Source organism: Nonomuraea sp. B10E15 (assembly GCF_039871615.1).
Classification (GTDB): Bacteria; Actinomycetota; Actinomycetes; order Streptosporangiales; family Streptosporangiaceae; genus Nonomuraea.
The window spans coordinates 287,331-302,792 of the sequence record NZ_JBDPMB010000008.1; the positions used below are offsets into that span (position 1 = coordinate 287,331).

Annotated in this window: 15 protein-coding genes; 13 read left to right on the top strand and 2 right to left on the bottom strand. The window is 72.1% G+C overall.

The annotated features are described in order from the left end of the window. The first annotated feature begins 43 nt into the window (after positions 1–43). Both ABGB14_RS24350 and ABGB14_RS24355 read left to right on the top strand, forming a co-directional pair. Positions 44–454 (top strand): VOC family protein, encoded by a 411-nt coding sequence (locus ABGB14_RS24350; protein WP_347646130.1) that lies wholly within the window; start codon positions 44–46, stop codon positions 452–454. A gap of 25 nt (positions 455–479) precedes the next feature. After that, a complete protein-coding gene (locus ABGB14_RS24355) occupies positions 480–935 on the top strand; it encodes a helix-turn-helix transcriptional regulator (protein WP_347646131.1) in 456 nt (151 codons plus the stop codon). A 16-nt stretch (positions 936–951) separates the two neighbouring features. Here ABGB14_RS24355 and ABGB14_RS24360 read toward each other — a convergent pair whose 3' ends face one another. Beyond that, a complete protein-coding gene (locus tag ABGB14_RS24360) occupies positions 952–2,205 on the bottom strand; it encodes a serine hydrolase domain-containing protein (protein ID WP_347646132.1) in 1,254 nt (417 codons plus the stop codon). A 246-nt stretch (positions 2,206–2,451) separates the two neighbouring features. Here ABGB14_RS24360 and ABGB14_RS24365 point away from each other — a divergent pair, with 246 nt between their 5' ends. The 10 genes from ABGB14_RS24365 (at position 2,452) to ABGB14_RS24410 (ending at position 14,236) form a co-directional block, all read left to right on the top strand. After that, positions 2,452–3,258 (top strand): ABC transporter ATP-binding protein, encoded by an 807-nt coding sequence (locus ABGB14_RS24365; protein WP_347646133.1) that lies wholly within the window; start codon positions 2,452–2,454, stop codon positions 3,256–3,258. Further along, a complete protein-coding gene (locus ABGB14_RS24370) occupies positions 3,245–3,952 on the top strand; it encodes an ABC transporter ATP-binding protein (RefSeq protein ID WP_347646134.1) in 708 nt (235 codons plus the stop codon). Before ABGB14_RS24365 ends, ABGB14_RS24370 begins: the two co-directional genes overlap by 14 nt. A gap of 34 nt (positions 3,953–3,986) precedes the next feature. Beyond that, on the top strand, positions 3,987–5,228 hold the full coding sequence (locus ABGB14_RS24375) for an ABC transporter substrate-binding protein (protein ID WP_347646135.1): 1,242 nt from the start codon (positions 3,987–3,989) through the stop codon (positions 5,226–5,228). Positions 5,229–5,237: 9 nt separating this feature from the next. Next, a complete protein-coding gene (locus tag ABGB14_RS24380) occupies positions 5,238–6,101 on the top strand; it encodes a branched-chain amino acid ABC transporter permease (RefSeq protein WP_347646136.1) in 864 nt (287 codons plus the stop codon). Continuing rightward, positions 6,098–7,105, top strand: coding sequence for a branched-chain amino acid ABC transporter permease (locus tag ABGB14_RS24385; RefSeq protein WP_347646137.1), 1,008 nt, complete (start codon positions 6,098–6,100; stop codon positions 7,103–7,105). Before ABGB14_RS24380 ends, ABGB14_RS24385 begins: the two co-directional genes overlap by 4 nt. A 137-nt stretch (positions 7,106–7,242) precedes the next feature. Further along, a complete protein-coding gene (locus ABGB14_RS24390; RefSeq protein WP_347646138.1) occupies positions 7,243–9,141 on the top strand; it encodes a helix-turn-helix domain-containing protein in 1,899 nt (632 codons plus the stop codon). 128 nt (positions 9,142–9,269) lie between these two features. Then, positions 9,270–10,814 (top strand): alpha/beta fold hydrolase, encoded by a 1,545-nt coding sequence (locus ABGB14_RS24395; RefSeq protein WP_347646139.1) that lies wholly within the window; start codon positions 9,270–9,272, stop codon positions 10,812–10,814. 112 nt (positions 10,815–10,926) lie between these two features. After that, entirely contained in the window at positions 10,927–11,697 is a 771-nt protein-coding gene (locus ABGB14_RS24400) for a carotenoid biosynthesis protein (RefSeq protein WP_347646140.1), read from the top strand. After that, positions 11,685–13,124: a phytoene desaturase family protein gene (gene crtI, locus ABGB14_RS24405; protein ID WP_347646141.1), complete on the top strand. Its 1,440-nt coding sequence runs from the start codon at positions 11,685–11,687 to the stop codon at positions 13,122–13,124. Before ABGB14_RS24400 ends, crtI begins: the two co-directional genes overlap by 13 nt. Further along, a complete protein-coding gene (locus ABGB14_RS24410; RefSeq protein WP_347646142.1) occupies positions 13,121–14,236 on the top strand; it encodes a glycosyltransferase in 1,116 nt (371 codons plus the stop codon). Before crtI ends, ABGB14_RS24410 begins: the two co-directional genes overlap by 4 nt. On the opposite strand, the gene ABGB14_RS24415 is transcribed toward ABGB14_RS24410, so the two are convergent. Beyond that, positions 14,187–14,783 carry a glycerol-3-phosphate acyltransferase gene (locus ABGB14_RS24415; RefSeq protein ID WP_347646143.1) on the bottom strand — a complete coding sequence of 199 codons (597 nt, stop codon included), beginning with the start codon at positions 14,781–14,783 and terminating at the stop codon, positions 14,187–14,189. The two genes, ABGB14_RS24410 and ABGB14_RS24415, sit on opposite strands and share 50 nt — an antisense overlap. Between ABGB14_RS24415 and ABGB14_RS24420 the strand changes: the two genes are divergently transcribed. Beyond that, positions 14,758–15,462, top strand: a complete 705-nt coding sequence (locus ABGB14_RS24420; protein WP_347646144.1) for a spheroidene monooxygenase — start codon at positions 14,758–14,760, stop codon at positions 15,460–15,462. The genes ABGB14_RS24415 and ABGB14_RS24420 overlap by 26 nt on opposite strands.

Consider the following 15,462-nt stretch of genomic DNA (forward strand, 5'->3'; position numbering starts at 1 on the left):
ATCGGAGAAGCGCTGGTCGCCGGGCCGCGGTTAACGTGGCGCCATGGACGTCACCATTCACACGACCTTTCTTCCGCACGACGACCCGGAGGCCTCCCTGGCCTTCTACCGCGACACCCTCGGATTCGAGGTGCGCAGCGACGTCGGGCAGGGCAGGATGCGCTGGATCACGGTCGGCCCGCCCGGCCAGCCCGGCACGTCCATCCTCCTGGCGCCGCCGGCCGCCGACCCCGGCATCACCGAGGACGAGCGCCGCACCATCATCGAGATGATGGCCAAGGGCACCTACGGCTGGATCCTGCTGGCCACCCGGGACCTCGACGGCGTCTTCGAGAAGGTGCAGGCCGGCGCCGCCGAGGTCGTCCAGGAGCCGACGGAGCAGTCGTACGGTGTCCGCGACTGCGCCTTCCGCGACCCCGCGGGCAACCTGGTCCGCATCCAGCAGGTTCGCTGAGCCGCTCGACGAAAGGGGTTTGTTCATGTGCCATCCCGCATGGGGGCGCGCTCTCACCGCGGCGGCACGCCTGAAGGACCTGGCGCGGCTACGCCGCGTCCGCGACCGCATCGACAGGGACTACGCGCAGCCGCTGAACGTCGAGGCGCTGGCCCGCGGCGTGCACATGTCGGCCGGGCACCTCAGCCGCCAGTTCCGGCTCGCGTACGGCGAGTCCCCGTACGCCTACCTGATGACGCGTCGCATCGAGCGCGCGATGGCGCTGCTGCGCCGTGGCGACCTCAGCGTCACCGAGATCTGTTTCGCGGTCGGCTGCTCGTCGCTGGGCACCTTCAGCACCCGCTTCACCGAGTTGGTCGGCATGCCGCCCAGCGACTACCAGCGCCGTGCGGCGGGTGTCGTGGCGGGGCTGCCCTCCTGCGTGGCCAAGCAGGTGACGAGACCGGTCAGGAGCCGGGAGGCCGAGCCGCAACCGGCGTGAGTCACGGACGCCGCGGTCAGAAGTACAGCGAGCTGTAGTCCACCGAGGGCCACGTGGCGATCCTGTCGGCCACGTCGTACAGGAGGTCGCCGATGACGCCGAAGGCGGCGGGCCCGTCACCCTCGTCGCGGCGGTTGAAGCAGGCGGCGTAGGTGACGCCGTCGTACCTCCTGACGAGGTAGGTGTAGGTGCCGGCCAGGCCGCCGGTGTGCCAGGTGTTGTACCCGCCGTTCTTCTCGCGGACGTACCAGCCGGCGCCGTACCAGGAGCCGGAGGCGAACGTGCCCCACTCGGGCCTGGCGAAAGCCCGGGAGATCGACCGTGAGTCCAGGACGTTCGCGGCCGAGGGCACGTCGAAGACCCGCTCGAACCTGACGAGGTCCATGGCGGTGGCCACCCAGCCGCCGCTGGCGTCCTTGTTGTCCATGTTGAACCCGCCGTACGGGTACGGGACCTTCGCGCCCGACTCGTCGAGCACGGTCGTGGCGGTGTAGCGCGACTCGTAGGGCACCTCGCCCGGGGTGTCGGCCTTCAGCGTGCTTCCCAGCCGCATGCGGGTGATCCCCAGCGGGCCGAGCAGCCCGCCGGTGACGTACGACCCGTAGCTCCGGCCCGTGATCTCCTCGATCACCCGGCCGAGCAGCAGGTAGCCGTAGTTGCAGTAGGCGAACCTGGAGCCGGGCGCGAAGTCGAGGGGCAGGCTCGTCATGTAGGTCATCATGTCGGACTTGTCGTTCGGCAAGCCGGTGCCGAGAATGTCGGCGATCTTGTGCTCGATGACGCCGGGGTCGTCGGAGATCTCGCGATCCCAGCCTCCGGAGTGCTGCAGCAGCCGCCACATGGTCACGTTCGCCAGCCGCGCGTCCGCCTGCCTGCCGGCCATCGGCCTGAGGTCCAGCAGGCTGGTCACCGGGGTGCTGAGGTTCAGTCTCCCCTCCTGCGCCAGCCGAAGGACGGCGGTGGCCGTGATGTGCTTGCTCAGGCTCGCGATCCTGAACAGGCTCGTCGGCGTCACGGCGGGCACCGGCTTTGCCGGGGTCGACAGCGTGTAGGCGCGGGTGAAGACCAGCTTGCCCTTGCGGGCGACGGCGAGCTGCCCGGCGGTGATCCCGCGTTCGATCATGTACTTCTTCATCGTGGTGTCGAACGGGATCAGCGCGGTGGGCACGTGGCCTCTGGCCACCACGGCTTCCCACGGCTCCGCGGATGACGCCGCCGCGGGTCGTGCCGCTTCCAGTCCGATCGGCGCGACCAGGGCGGCCTTCAGCACATCTCGACGATTCAACACCATGGGCCTCGATCGGTAGTCACGGTCAGAATGGGACGCATGCTACTTATGGGGCGCTTGTGAGCGAAGGCGAATGATCTAGCGGCGGCCCGATGTGTGCCAGCTCATAGCGGGCTGCCGGAATGTGTGTCCTTCTCACCTGGTCCACCGGCCCGGCTCCCACTTAGCGTTCACGGTTACGGCGGCCTGAGCGTGACGCGGTCACGTCATGACGCGCGAGGAGGGCGCATGGGAGCAGATCCGGTGGGGAGCGGGCACGGCGCCGCCCCGGGCGGATCCGTCCCCGTCCTGAAGGTGCGCGGGCTGAGCAGGGAGTTCCGTGGCTTCCTCGCCGTGGACGGCGTGGACCTGGACGTGGCCGAGGGCAGCGTGCACGCGCTGGTGGGACCCAACGGCGCCGGCAAGACCACCCTGTTCAACCTGCTCACCGGCTTCCTGAAGCCGACCGCGGGCAGCGTGCTGCTGGCCGGCGGCCGGGAGCTGGCCGGGCGCAGCCCCGAGGCGATCACCCGGCTGGGCGTGGCGCGCTCGTTCCAGATCACCAGCCTGTTCGCCGAGCTGACCCCGCACCAGCACGTGGAGCTGGCGCTGGCGAGCCCCACCGGTCTCGGCTGGCGGTTCTGGCGTTCCGACCGGGCGCTGGCCCGCTTCGCGGAGCGCGCTGAGGAGCTGCTCGACCAGGTCGGGTTGTCCGGCCACGGCGGCGTCCCGGCGGGTTCGCTGCCGTACGGGAGCAAACGCGCGCTGGAGCTGGCGCTCGCCCTGGCCCTCGACCCCAAGGTGCTCCTGCTCGACGAGCCGACCGCCGGGATGGGCGTGGAGGACGTCGACCGTACGTGCGAGCTCGTCCGCAGGATCCGTGCGGGCCGCACCGTGGTCCTGGTCGAGCACAACATGAACGTGGTGGCCAGCCTCGCCGACCGGGTGACCGTCCTGCAGCACGGCAAGGTGCTGGCAGAAGGCCCGTACGCCGAGATCCGCCACGACCCGCGGGTCATCACCGCCTACCTCGGAGACTCTCATGCTGCGCGTTGACGGGCTGTCGGCCTGGTACGGCGAGGCGCAGGCCCTGCGCGAGGTGTCGATGCGGGTCGACGAGGGCGAGATCGTCACGCTGGTCGGCCGCAACGGCGCCGGGAAGACCACGCTGCTGCGCTGCCTGATGGGGCTGCACGGCGCGTACGGCAGGACCACGGGCACGATCGCGTTGTCCGGCGAGGACATCACGGGCCTGGCCCCGCACCGCAGGGCCCGCCGTGGCCTGGGCTTCGTCCCCGACGACCGGGGCGTGTACGCCACCCTGTCGGTGGAGGAGAACCTGCTGCTCCCGCCCGTGACCAAGGGGAGCCGGGAGCCGTGGTCGCTGAAGCGGGTGTACGAGACGTTCCCGCCGCTGCGCGAGCGGCGCCGCTTCCCGGGGACGAAGTTGTCGGGCGGCGAGCAGCAGATGCTCGCGCTGGCCCGCGTGTTGCGGACGGGCGCCCGGTTGCTGTTGTGCGACGAGCCGACCGAGGGCCTGTCGCCGCTGATCGTCCAGCAGATCGGCGAGATCCTGCGCGAGGTCAAGGCGGCCGGCGTCACCGTGTTGCTGATCGAGCAGAACGTGCACTTCGCCGCCACCGTCGCCGACCGCCACTACCTGCTCGCCGAGGGCCGGATCGTCGAGTCGCTGGACAACGACCAGGTCCGCGAGCGCGAGCACGAGCTGCTCGAATACCTCGGAATCTGACGACCACCCCGCCGGGAAAAGAGGAGATGCCTGAATGAGAGTCACAGGCTGGAGCGGCTGCCTGGCCGCCACGGGGCTGCTGCTGGCCGGGTGCGGAGGCGGTCCTGGCGGTGGTGACGAGAAGATCAGCAGCGGCAAGGTGGTGCTGGCCGTGCTGAACGACCAGTCGGGCATCTACGCCGACACCTCCGGGCGCCTGACGATCGAGGCCGTCAGGATGGCGGTGGCCGACCATCAGGCGAAATATGGTGACAAGGCGGTGGCCAAGACCATCGAGGTGAAGGACGCCGACCACCAGAACAAGCCCGAGATCGCCAACTCCAAGGCGCAGGAGCTCTACGACCGGCAGCAGGCCGACGTGATCCTCGACGTGCCGACCTCCTCGGCCGCGTTCGCCGTCGCCACCATCGCCAAGAACAAGAAGAAGGTGTTCATCGACGTCGGCGCCGCCAGCACCGAGCTGGAGGGCAAGCAGTGCAACAAGTACACCTTCCACTACGGCTACAACAGCTACATGCTGGCCCACGGCACCGGCACCGAGGTCACCAAGGACGGCTCGAAGAACTGGTACATCGTCTACCCCGACTACGCGTTCGGGCAGGACATGCAGAAGACGTTCAGCACGGCGATCAACGCGGCCGGCGGCACCGTGGTCGAGTCCGACCCGACGCCGTTCCCCAACGACAACTTCTCCACGTTCCTGCTCAAGGCGCCGAACCTGGACCCCAAGCCGCAGGTGATCGGCACGATGCAGGCCGGCGGTGACCTGGTCAACCTGGTGAAGCAGTACAACGAGTACAAGCTGCGCGACAAGGGCGTCGGGCTCGCGGTCGGGCTGCTGGCCCTCAGCGACATCCACTCGCTCGGCGCGGACGCCCTGGCCGGGACCCGCTACACCGACATGTGGTACTGGAACGCCGACGAGCAGTCCCGCGCCTGGGCCGACAAGTTCCACGCCAGGACCGGCAAGCGGCCCACCGCCAACATGGCGGCCAACTACTCGGCCGCCCTGCAGTATCTCGAGGCCGTCCAGCGCGGCGGCACCGACAACTCCGACGAGGTGGTCAAGCAGCTCGAAGGCCACAAGATCGAGGACATGTTCGCCCGCAACGCCACCATCCGCGCCCAGGACCACCTGCTGCTGCACGACGCGTACCTGTCGCAGGTCAAGCCGTCCAGCGAGGTCAAGGAGCCGTACGACTACGTGAAGGTGCTCAAGACCATCCCGGCGTCGGAGGCGTTCCAGCCGCAGCCCGACCCCGCCTGCAAGCTGTAGGCGGCCGGCGTGCTCCAGCAGGCGTTCAACGGGCTGGTGGGCGGAGCCTTCTACGCTCTGCTCGCCCTCGGCCTGTCCGTCATCTTCGGCATGCTCGGCGTGGTCAACCTGGCCCACGGCGCGTTCTACATGCTCGGCGCCTTCGGGGCGTTCGTCGCGCTCGACGCGTTCGGCCTGAACTTCTGGGTGTCCCTGCTGCTGGTGCCGCCGCTGCTGGGCGCCGCGGGGATCGTGCTGGAACGGCTGTTCATCCGGCGGCTGACGCCGCTCGACCCGCTCTACGGCTTCCTGTTCACCTTCGGTCTCGCGCTCATCCTGCAGGACCTGGTGAAACGGGAGTACGGGGTGAGCTCGCAGCCGTACCCGCGGCCGCAGGCCCTGGACGGCACGGTCGACCTGGGGCTGTTCACCTACCCCGCCTACCAGGTGTTCGTGCTGGCCGTGTCGGTGCTGATGTGCGTGGCGGTGTGGCTGGTGCTCACCCGTACCCGCGTCGGGGTGATCGTGCGGGCCGCGACCGAGCGGCCCGAGCTGACCCGGGCGCTCGGCATCGACGTCGGCCGGTGGGTGACCCCGGTGTTCGGCTTCGGCATCGCGCTGGCCGCGTTCGCCGGGGTGCTGGCCGCGCCGATGCGGGCGGTCAACCCGCTCATGGGCGCCGACCTCATCATCACCGTCTTCGCGGTCGTGGTGATCGGCGGTCTCGGCTCGGTGTTCGGCTCGGTCGCCGCGGGCTTCGCCGTCGGGCTGGTGTCGGCCCTCGGGAACCTGTACGTGCCGGCGCTCTCCCAGATCCTGGTGTTCATCCTCATGGCCGCCGTGCTGTTGTGGCGCCCGGCCGGGCTGTTCGGACGCGAGGAGGCGTTCCGGTGATCCTGACCAGGCTGGCCCGCTCGGGCCGGGGCGGGTGGCTGCTCCTGGCGGCCGGGCTCGTCACCGCCTTCGCCCTGCCCTGGCTGATCTACCCGCCGGTGGCGCTCGACATCGCCTGCTGGGCGCTGTTCGCCGCGTCGGTGGACCTGCTGCTGGGCTTCACCGGGCTGCTGTCGTTCGGGCACGCCGCGTTCTGGGGCGGGTCGGCGTACTGCACCGGCCTGATCGCGCTGCACAGCGGGCTGCCGTTCCCGGTCGCGATCGCGGGCGGCGCGGCGTTCACGGCACTGCTGGCGCTCCCGATCGGATTCCTGTCCGTACGGCTCAGCGGCATCTATTTCGCCATGGTCACCCTGGCCTTCGCCCAGATGATCTATTTCGTGGCCAACCAGTGGCGGGACGTCACGGGCGGGGAGAACGGCCTGCAGGGGATCCCCCGGGAGCTGTTCGGGCTCGACCTGTCCGACTCGTTCTTCTTCTACTACGCGGGCCTGCCGTTCGTGCTGGCCGGGCTGTTCGTCGCCTGGCGCATCGTACGCTCGCCGTTCGGCCGGGTGCTGGTGTCCATCCGCGCCAACCCGGACCGGGCCCGCGCTCTCGGCTACCCGGTCGACCGCTACAAGCTGCAGGCGTTCGTCCTGTCCGCCGCGCTCGCCGGGACGGCCGGAGGAGTCTTCGCCATCGGCCACGGCTTCGCCTCGCTCGAAGGCGTCTACTGGACCACCTCCGGGCAGGCCGTGATGATGGTCATCCTCGGCGGGATCGGCACGCTGTGGGGCGGCGCCATCGGCGCGGCGCTGATCGTCCAGCTCCAGGACTTCCTGGCCACCGCCGGGTTCGCCGAGACCGGGATCATCACCGGCTCGATCTTCATCGTGGTCGTGCTGCTGTTCCGCCGGGGCATCTGGGGAACGGCCCGCCACCTGCTGGCCGCCCGGCGTGCGCCCGACGCGCCCGCGGACGTGCCCGCCGAGCCCAAGAAGTCGGTCGACACCCCGGCCTGACCGTGAAAGCCCGCCCGTTGCATGGGTGAACGCCCTGTGAATTCACCTATCTCCGCAGCAGCCTGGTAATTGGCGATCCGCGGGACTTGACTAGTGCCCATTGTGGAAGCGCGAGTGCTACAACGATGGGCAAGGGCGTGAACAGGCGCAGTTTCCTCCAGCTTCTCGTGGACGGGGCCCCGCTGCCCCACTACGACGAGGTCCTGCACGACGCGGTGGCCGGCGCCGCCTCACCCGCCGAGATAGCGGACCTGCACGCCGAGCACACGCTCGCGCTCCAGCTCCGCGACACGCTGGAGAAGCGGCGCAGCCGCCACGAACAGCAGCGCGCGCTCGTCGAGTGCGCGAAGGAGCTGGCGGAGGACCGCAGCGACCCCGACACGATCCTCAGCCTGATCGTGAGCCAGGCACAGCGGCTGCTCGGCTGCGACATGGCCTACCTCAGCCTCAACGACAACGAGGGCCGGGCGACCTGCATGCAGGTGATGGTCGGCGCGACCTCCTCGGCGTGGAAGGACGTCAGGATCCCGTTCGGGATCGGCATCGGCGGCAGGGTCGCCGCCACCGGCACGCCGTTCTCGACGCCCGACTACTTCAGCGACGAACGGCTGACGCACGACCCGGCGGTCGACACCTCGGTCAGGGCCGAGCGGCAGGTGTCGATCGTCGGCGTGCCGCTGCGGACCAGCGCCGTCATCGGGGTGCTGTTCGCCTCCAACCGCACGCCGGGGTGGTTCTCCCACGACGCCATCGCTCTGCTCGGCTCCTTCGCCACCCTCGCCGCGACCGCCATCGAGCAGGCGCGGTCGAGGGACGACCAGAAGCAGACCCTGGCGGCCCTCCGGCGGGAGAACGAGGCTCTGCGGCAACGTACGGTCGACCAGGAAAGGGCGGTCGCGGCGCACGACCAGAGCATGGCCATCGTGCTCCGGGGCGGCGGCGTGCAGGAGGTCGTGGCCGCGGCGGGCGACCAGCTCGGTGGCGTGCTCGCCATCTTCGACGAGTTCGAGACGCCCGTCGCCTGGACGCCCGGGGCCTCCCGTGAGGTGTTGCGGGCGATGGCCGCCGCCGCGGGCGGGGCCGCGGGCCGCTCCGCCGTCGCCCACGACGGGACGTACTGGGTCACCGGCCTCGTCGCCGGCACCGAGAACCTCGGCACCCTGGCGTGGGGGCCGCCGGCCGCACCGTCCGAGGTCGGCGACCTGGACAGGCGGCTGCTCGCCCGGGCCGCCGTCGTCGCGTCGTTGCTCCAGCTGTTCAGCCGCAACCTCGCCGCCGCGGAGGCCAGGGTGCGCGGCGAGTTGCTGGACGACCTCCTCACGCCCACCCCACGCACGTACTCCTCGCTGGCCGAGCGGGCCCTGCGGATCGGCTACCAGCCCCAGAAGCGGCATGCCGTCGTCGTCGCGCACATCCGGGCGGAGAACCGGCAGAGCCTCGCCTCCGTGGCGTCCGACCTCGCGGCCGCCCGCGACGGTCTGAGCACGGTGCGGGACGGCCAGGCGATCCTGGTCGTCCCCTCCGACGACCCGTCGCTGACCGGCCGCCAGATAGCACGCTCGCTGACCACGCGGCTGGGCTCGCCGGTCACCGCCGGCGCCGCGGGACCGGTCGACGACCCGGCCGACCTGCCCAGCGCGTACGCGGAGGCGCTGGCCTGCGTGCAGGCCCTGCTCCGGCTCGAACGGGTGGGAGCCGCCGCCACGGCCGACGACCTCGGATACGCCGGACTGCTGCTCGGCGACGGCGCGTCCGCGGTGCGCTTCGTGGAACGCACTCTCGGGCCGGTCATCCGGCACGACGAGCAGCGGTCCACCGCGCTGATGGAGACGCTCGGAACCTACTTCGCCACCGGGCAGAGCCTGGTCGCCAGCGCCAAACGGCTGCACATCCATCCGAACACCGTCACCCAGCGCCTCGACCGGGTCAGACGCCTGCTCGGCATGGACTGGAACAGCCCGGACCACACCCTGGAAGTGCAGCTGGCCCTGCGGTTGCACCGGCTCCGCCGCGAGCTGCGCGAGCCCGACGGCTGACGTGCCCGCAGGCGGAAACGGCAGGGAAACAGGCGGCGGTGCATAAAGGAGCGGAACCGCAGAAGACCGGCATGTGCGGCCCTTCGCGTGCCCCGCCCGATCACCCTCCGCCGAAAGGACCTCGACCAGTGAACCGTGCGACAGCGGCCCGCGGGTTGTTCTCGGGAGCCCTGCTGATGAGCTCCCTCACGGTCGGCGTGCCCGCCGCCGCCGACTCCAAGCCCAAGCCCTCATCCATCACCTGGCAGAAGTGTCAGGAGTTCTCGGACGAGGACCTCCGCAAGCAGGGCCTCAAGGAGAATCAGTTCGCCGAGTTCAGGCGGCTGCTCGCCCGTACGGACTGCGGCACGATCCGCGTCCCCCAGGACTACGGCGACCCGGACGGCAAGCAGATCACCGTGGCCCTGACCAGGTTGCGGGCCTCCGACCAGAAGAACCGCCTGGGCAGCATCGCGCTCAACCCGGGAGGGCCGGGCGGCTCCGGCTACCTGATGTCCATCAACCTCGCGATGAGGGGCGCCAAAGCACTCAACGAGCGCTACGACCTGATCGGGATCGACCCGCGCGGCATCGGCCGCAGCACCAAGGTCTCCTGCCCCGACATCCCGCGCGGCACGCCCGCGCCGGGACCGATCACCGAGGAGCACGCCAGGAAGGCCTACGCCGACATGGTCGCCTGGAGCAAGCAGTGCGTCCAGCGGGATCCCGCGTTCCTCAGGCAGCTCACCACCCCCAACGTGGCCCGTGACATCGACCGGATCCGCGCCGCCCTGGGCGAGCGTAAGATCAACTTCTACGGCGTCTCGTGGGGCACGTGGCTCGGCGCCGTCATGAGGACCATGTACCCCACCAGGGTGGGCCGGATGTGGCTGGACAGCGTGACCCCGCCCGACATCTGGAAGAGCTTCTGGACGAAGACCCACACCGACGCCGTCGACCGCAACTTCGAGCGCATGGCCGCCTGGATGGCCGAACGCGACGACACCTACGGCCTCGGCACGTCGAAGCGGCAGGTGGTCTCCGCGGTGGAGGACATGGTCAGGCGGTACGACGCCGAACCGCTGACCTTCACCGACATCGGCCTCACCGTGGACGGCGGGCTGATCTCCCGGGCCGCCGGCCGGCCCAGCGGCCAGTGGCCCAGGATGGCCCAGGTGCTCAAGGAACTCGCCGACGCCAAGGGCCCGGCCGCGCCCCCGGCGGTCAAGGAGGCGTTCGGCAAGCCGGGCGAGGGTGAGGGCGGAGGTGGGGACGGGGGGACTGACAAGACGGCCGGCCGCGCGTTCCACTGCAACGAGGATCCGACCGCGAGCACGTTCCAGCCGAACTGGAAGGCCTACCAGCAGCGTCTCAAGCACTATCCGGTGACCGGCCGGACGGGCAACTTCGTGCACATGTGCGCGGGGTGGCCGTTGCCGGCGAAGACGCCGAAGGTGCGGCCCACCGGCGGCTCGCTGATTCTGTCGGGCCACCGCTACGAGACCGTGACACCGTACGAGTGGGCGCGCGCCATGCGCGCGGCCGTCGGCGGCACCCTGGTGACCGTCGACGACGACGTCCACGGCTCCGCCTCCCAGGTGCCCGGCTGCGCCGAGAAGATCGTCGCCTACTTCGAGACCGGCAGGCGCACCACCACGTGCCCGGGAAAGCCGGCCCCCGCCACGACCGGCTGACCCGCACCGCGCACGGAGCGAATCTTGTCCCGATGCTCGGACGGCCATGAGGCTCGCTTGGCACGCGTCCGGGCACGTAGATCGTGATTGCGGCCGCTCCGGAAGACAGCGTGTGGAACAGACGTCAGGCGAACGGGTGACGGGTGCGGCCCTGCGGCCGGCACGCGCGCTCGGCGTGCTGTCGCTGCTCGCCATGATGACTCTGCAGGTGGCGTCCGGGCTGGACGCGCGGCCGGAGCGGTACACCGGGCCGATCGTGGTGCTGCTGGCGGCGTGTGCCGTGGCCTTCGCGGCCGGCACGTGGGGGACGGCCAGGGCGGTGGCCGCGTTCGGCGCGGCGGTGCTCACCGGTTACGCGGCCGAGGTGGCCGGGGTGCTGACCGGATTCCCGTTCGGCGTCTACCGCTACAACGACGTGCTGTGGCCGCAGGTGGGCGGCGTCCCCGTCGTGGTGGCGCTGGCCTGGGGCGGCATGGGGCTGGCGGCGTACGCGGTGGCGGCCGCCGTCGCGCCGGCGGGGAGGTGGGCGCGGGCCGCCGCGGGCGCGGGCGCGCTGACGGCGTGGGACCTGTTCCTCGACCCGCAGATGGTCCGGCTCGGGATGTGGACGTGGGCCGAGGGCGGCGCGTACCGCGGCATCCCGCTGAGCAACTTCGCGGGCTGGCTGCTGGTGTCGGCGCTGGTCATGCTGGCCGTCGGACGCGTGTGCGGCGACGCCGGGCCAGGGCGGGGCCTGCTCGTGCTGTACACGGTCATGGCGGTGATGGAGACGGTCGCCTTCGCGGCGGTGTTCGAGCCCGCCGACCCGCTGGTGGCGGCGGCCGGAGGGATCACGATGGGCGTGTTCGCCGCGCTGGCCTGGAGGCGGTCATGGCAGAGGTGACGGTGATCGGCGGCGGCGTGGGCGGCATGGTGTGCGCGCTGCTGCTGGCCAGGCAGGGGCACGAGGTCCGGCTGTACGAGCAGTCCGCGCGGCTGGGCGGCAAGCTGGCCGAGCACCGCCGGGACGGGTTCGCCTTCTCCCTCGGGCCTTCGCTGCTCACCATGCCGGAGCTGTTCCGCGAGCTGGGGCTGCGGCGCGAGCTCGTCGAGCCGGAGCTCCTGTGCCGCTACCGGTTCGCCGACGGCACGGTGCTGGACGCGCCGCGAGACCCGGACCGGATGGCGGCCGAGGTGGAGCGGCTGGCCCCCGGAGAGGGACCGAGCTGGCGCGCCTTCCACAGATGGGCGCGGGGCTGCCTGCGGGCCGCGCACCGGACGGTGTTCGCCGGGCCGCTGATCCGCCCGCCCGGCCAGGCCCGGCTGTCCGATCTGCTGGCCGTGGCGCCCGCGCGTACGCTGGACGGGCTGGCCCGCCGCTACTTCCGTGACCCCCGCCTGCGCCAGTACACCGGCCGCTACGCCACCTACGCCGGGTCGAGCCCGTACCTCGCGCCCGCCGCGCTGGGGTGCGTGCCGGCGCTGGAGCACGGGCAGGGTGTCTGGTACACGCCCGGCGGCCTGGCCCGGCTGGCCGACGACCTGGCCCTGCTGCTGAAAACGGCAGGTGTGCAGGTGTTCCTGTCGGAGCCGGTCGCCGCCGTCGAGGCCGGCGGTTCCCGGGTCACGGGGGTGCGGCTGGCGAGCGGAGAGCGCGTGCGCTCCGACGTCGTGGTGGCCAACACCGACGCCGCCGCCCTGTACGCGCGCCTGCTGCCGGACCGCCGGCGGCTGCGCCGCATCGCGCGGCTGGGGCGCTCGTCGTCCGCGCTGCTGCTGCTGGCCGGGGTGGAGGGGCGCACGCCGGGACTGCCGCATCACTCGGTGCTGTTCTCGGCCGGCTACGAGCGGGAGTTCGCCGACATCTTCGAACGCGGGAGCCCGCCGCGCGACCCGACGATCTACGTCGGCTGCTCGGCCGTGGACGACCCCTCCCAGGCACCGCGCGGCGCCGAGAACTGGACCGTGCTGGTCAACGTGCCCGCCCGCGACCCCGGCCGATGGCCGATCGGGGTGCCGGCGTACCGGGATCTCGTGCTGGAGCGGCTGGCCGAGCGCGGCCACGACCTGGCTGGTCGGCTGCGTTTCGTCGACGTCTTCACCCCTGCCGACCTGCGGGAACGCTACGGATCCTGGGGCGGCGCCATCTACGGGAGCGCCTGCGGGGGCAGGCTGGCGCCCTTCCTGCGCCCGGGCAACCGGGGGCCGCGCCGCGGCCTGTACCTGGTGGGCGGCTCGGTGCACCCGGGCGGCGGGCTGCCGATGGTGGCTCTGGGCGCGCGCATCGTGGCCGGGCTGGTGGCACGGGACCTCCCCGGGGGCGCGCCGTGAGGCCGCTCACCGCGGCCCAGATCGTCGCCGCCGCTGTCGTCGCCGCCAGGCTCGCGCGCGGCCGGCGGCGGCTGCCGCGGCTCCGGCCCCGCCTGGACGCCGGCACGACGATCTCCGTGGTGATCCCCGCCCGCGACGAGGCGGCCAGGATCGGACCGTGCCTGCGGGCCGTGCCGGCGGCGCCCGCCGTGACCGAGGTGATCGTCGTCGACGACGGCTCCCGCGACGGCACGGCCCGGGTGGCCGCGTCGCTGGGCGCCAAGGTCGTCACCGCGGGACCGCTGCCACCGGGATGGGTGGGCAAGCAGTGGGCGCTGCACCAGGGGATGGCCGCCGCCGCCGGCGAGGTCGTGGTGACGCTCGACGCCGACGCCCGGCCCGCGCCCGGCCTGTTCGGCGCGCTGGCGGCGGCTCTGGAGCGGTACGACCTGGTGAGCGCCGGTCCCCGGTTCGTCTGCGACGGCGTGCTGGAGCAGGCCCTGCACGCTTCCATGCTGGCCACGCTGGTCTACCGGTTCGGGCCCATCGGCCCGCCGAGCCCGCCGCCGCCGCGCCGCGTCGTCGCCAACGGCCAGTGCATGGCCTTCCGGCGGGCCCGGATGGCCGAAGTGGAGGGGTTCGCGCTCGTACGTGATCGCATGACCGACGATGTGGCGCTGGCCCGCTGCCTGGCCGGGCAAGGCTGGACGGTGGGCTTCCTGGACGCGGGCGGCCTGCTGGAGGTGGACATGCACGACTCGGTCCGCGAGCTGTGGCGGGAGTGGGGCCGTTCGCTGCCGCTGCGGGACGTGACCGGGCCCGGCCGGCAGGCGGCCGACCTGGCCGTCCTCTGGCTGACCGGGGCGCTGCCCGTGCTCCGGCTGGCCGCCGGCCGCCCGGCCGCGCTGGACGTGGCGCTGCTGGGGATGCGGCTGCTGCTGGCCAGGGCGTTGCGGGGCAGCTATCGCGAACCGGGCGCGGGCGTGCTGCTGTCGCCGCTGCTCGATCCGGCGTCCGCGTTCCGGCTGACCCAGGCCACGCTGCGACCCGTCCGCGCGTGGCGTGGCCGCACGTACCCGCGCGTCAGCGGCGGCGGGCGGCCAGCGCGGCCAGGCAGAAGCGCAGCCCGATGAGGCACATCAGCCCGCCGGTGGCCGCCACCACCTCCACGGGCGCGAACAGCAGTTGCAGCACCGGCACCGCGAACACCGCCAGGCGCGCCCCCGCGGCGAACGAGCGCAGCGCCAGCGCCGTCACGACCAGCACGGCCACCGCCAGCACGAACGCCGGCGGGCAGATGACCGCGACGCCGCCGGCGAAGGTGAGGACCGAGCGGCCGCCCCGGAAGGAGGCGAGGACCGGCCACGCGTGCCCGGCCATGGCCGCCGCCACCGCGAGGTACACCGGCACCACGCTCGGGCCCGACACCACGCCGAGCCCGGTGGTGTGGCCGCCGCTGACCAGCAGCCCCGCCAGGGCCGCCAGCGTGCCCTTCAGCGTGTCGCCGGCGAACACCGGCACGGCCGCCCGCCGCCCGAGCTGCTCCTTGACGTTCCAGTACCCCGGGTTGCGGTCGCCGACGTCACGCGGATCGACGCCGTGCCCGCCCGCCACCACGACCGCGACCGGCACCGAGCCGAGCAGGTAGCCGGCGGTGACCGCCACGAGCACCTCGACCATCGCCTCGTTCCACCTCGTCCGGTACGGCAGCGCGGGCGCCATGAAGCACATGGCCTTCGACCGGCCGCTGCTGCGGGGCGCCGGCGGGCTGCTGTTCTGGCGGCTGCTCGGCACCGGCCGGGGCCGCTCCATGTCGCTGGGAGCCGATCTGCGCCGGTGGGCGCTGTTCGCGGTCTGGCGCGGAGAGGACGACCTGGAGGAGTTCCTGCGCGTCTCGCCGATCGCCGCCCGCTGGCGTGCGGAGGCGTACGAGAGCTGGCACGCGCGGCTGGTCCCGCTGGCCTCGCGCGGCGCCTGGGCCGGGCGCGACCCCTTCGACGGCATGGCGGCCCGCCCCGAGGGCGGGAGAGGGCCGGTGGCGGTGCTCACCAGGGCGTCCATCCGGCCCGGCCGCCTGGTCGCCTTCTACCGGTCGGTTCCGCCCGTCGACGACCTGCTCCGGCGGCAGGACGGCTGCCTGCGCTCGATCGGCATGGGGGAGTGGCCGCTGGCCCGGCAGGCGACGTTCTCGTTGTGGCGGGACCAGGAGGCGGTGCGCGCCTTCGCCTACCGGGACGGGGCACACCAGCGGGTCATCCGCAAGGTACGGGCGCACAACTGGTACGCCGAGGAGCTGTTCGCCCGCTTCGCCCCCTACGCCAGTGAAGGAACCTGGAACGGCGCCGACCCGCTGCGCTGA

Coding starts and splice junctions, on each gene's coding strand:
- crtI (WP_347646141.1), top strand. CDS start 11,685: ATGGCAGAGGTGACGGTGATCGGCGGCGGCGTGGGCGGCATGGTGTGC.
- ABGB14_RS24415 (WP_347646143.1), bottom strand. CDS start 14,783: ATGGTCGAGGTGCTCGTGGCGGTCACCGCCGGCTACCTGCTCGGCTCG.
- ABGB14_RS24355 (WP_347646131.1), top strand. CDS start 480: ATGTGCCATCCCGCATGGGGGCGCGCTCTCACCGCGGCGGCACGCCTG.
- ABGB14_RS24375 (WP_347646135.1), top strand. CDS start 3,987: ATGAGAGTCACAGGCTGGAGCGGCTGCCTGGCCGCCACGGGGCTGCTG.
- ABGB14_RS24365 (WP_347646133.1), top strand. CDS start 2,452: ATGGGAGCAGATCCGGTGGGGAGCGGGCACGGCGCCGCCCCGGGCGGA.
- ABGB14_RS24370 (WP_347646134.1), top strand. CDS start 3,245: ATGCTGCGCGTTGACGGGCTGTCGGCCTGGTACGGCGAGGCGCAGGCC.
- ABGB14_RS24350 (WP_347646130.1), top strand. CDS start 44: ATGGACGTCACCATTCACACGACCTTTCTTCCGCACGACGACCCGGAG.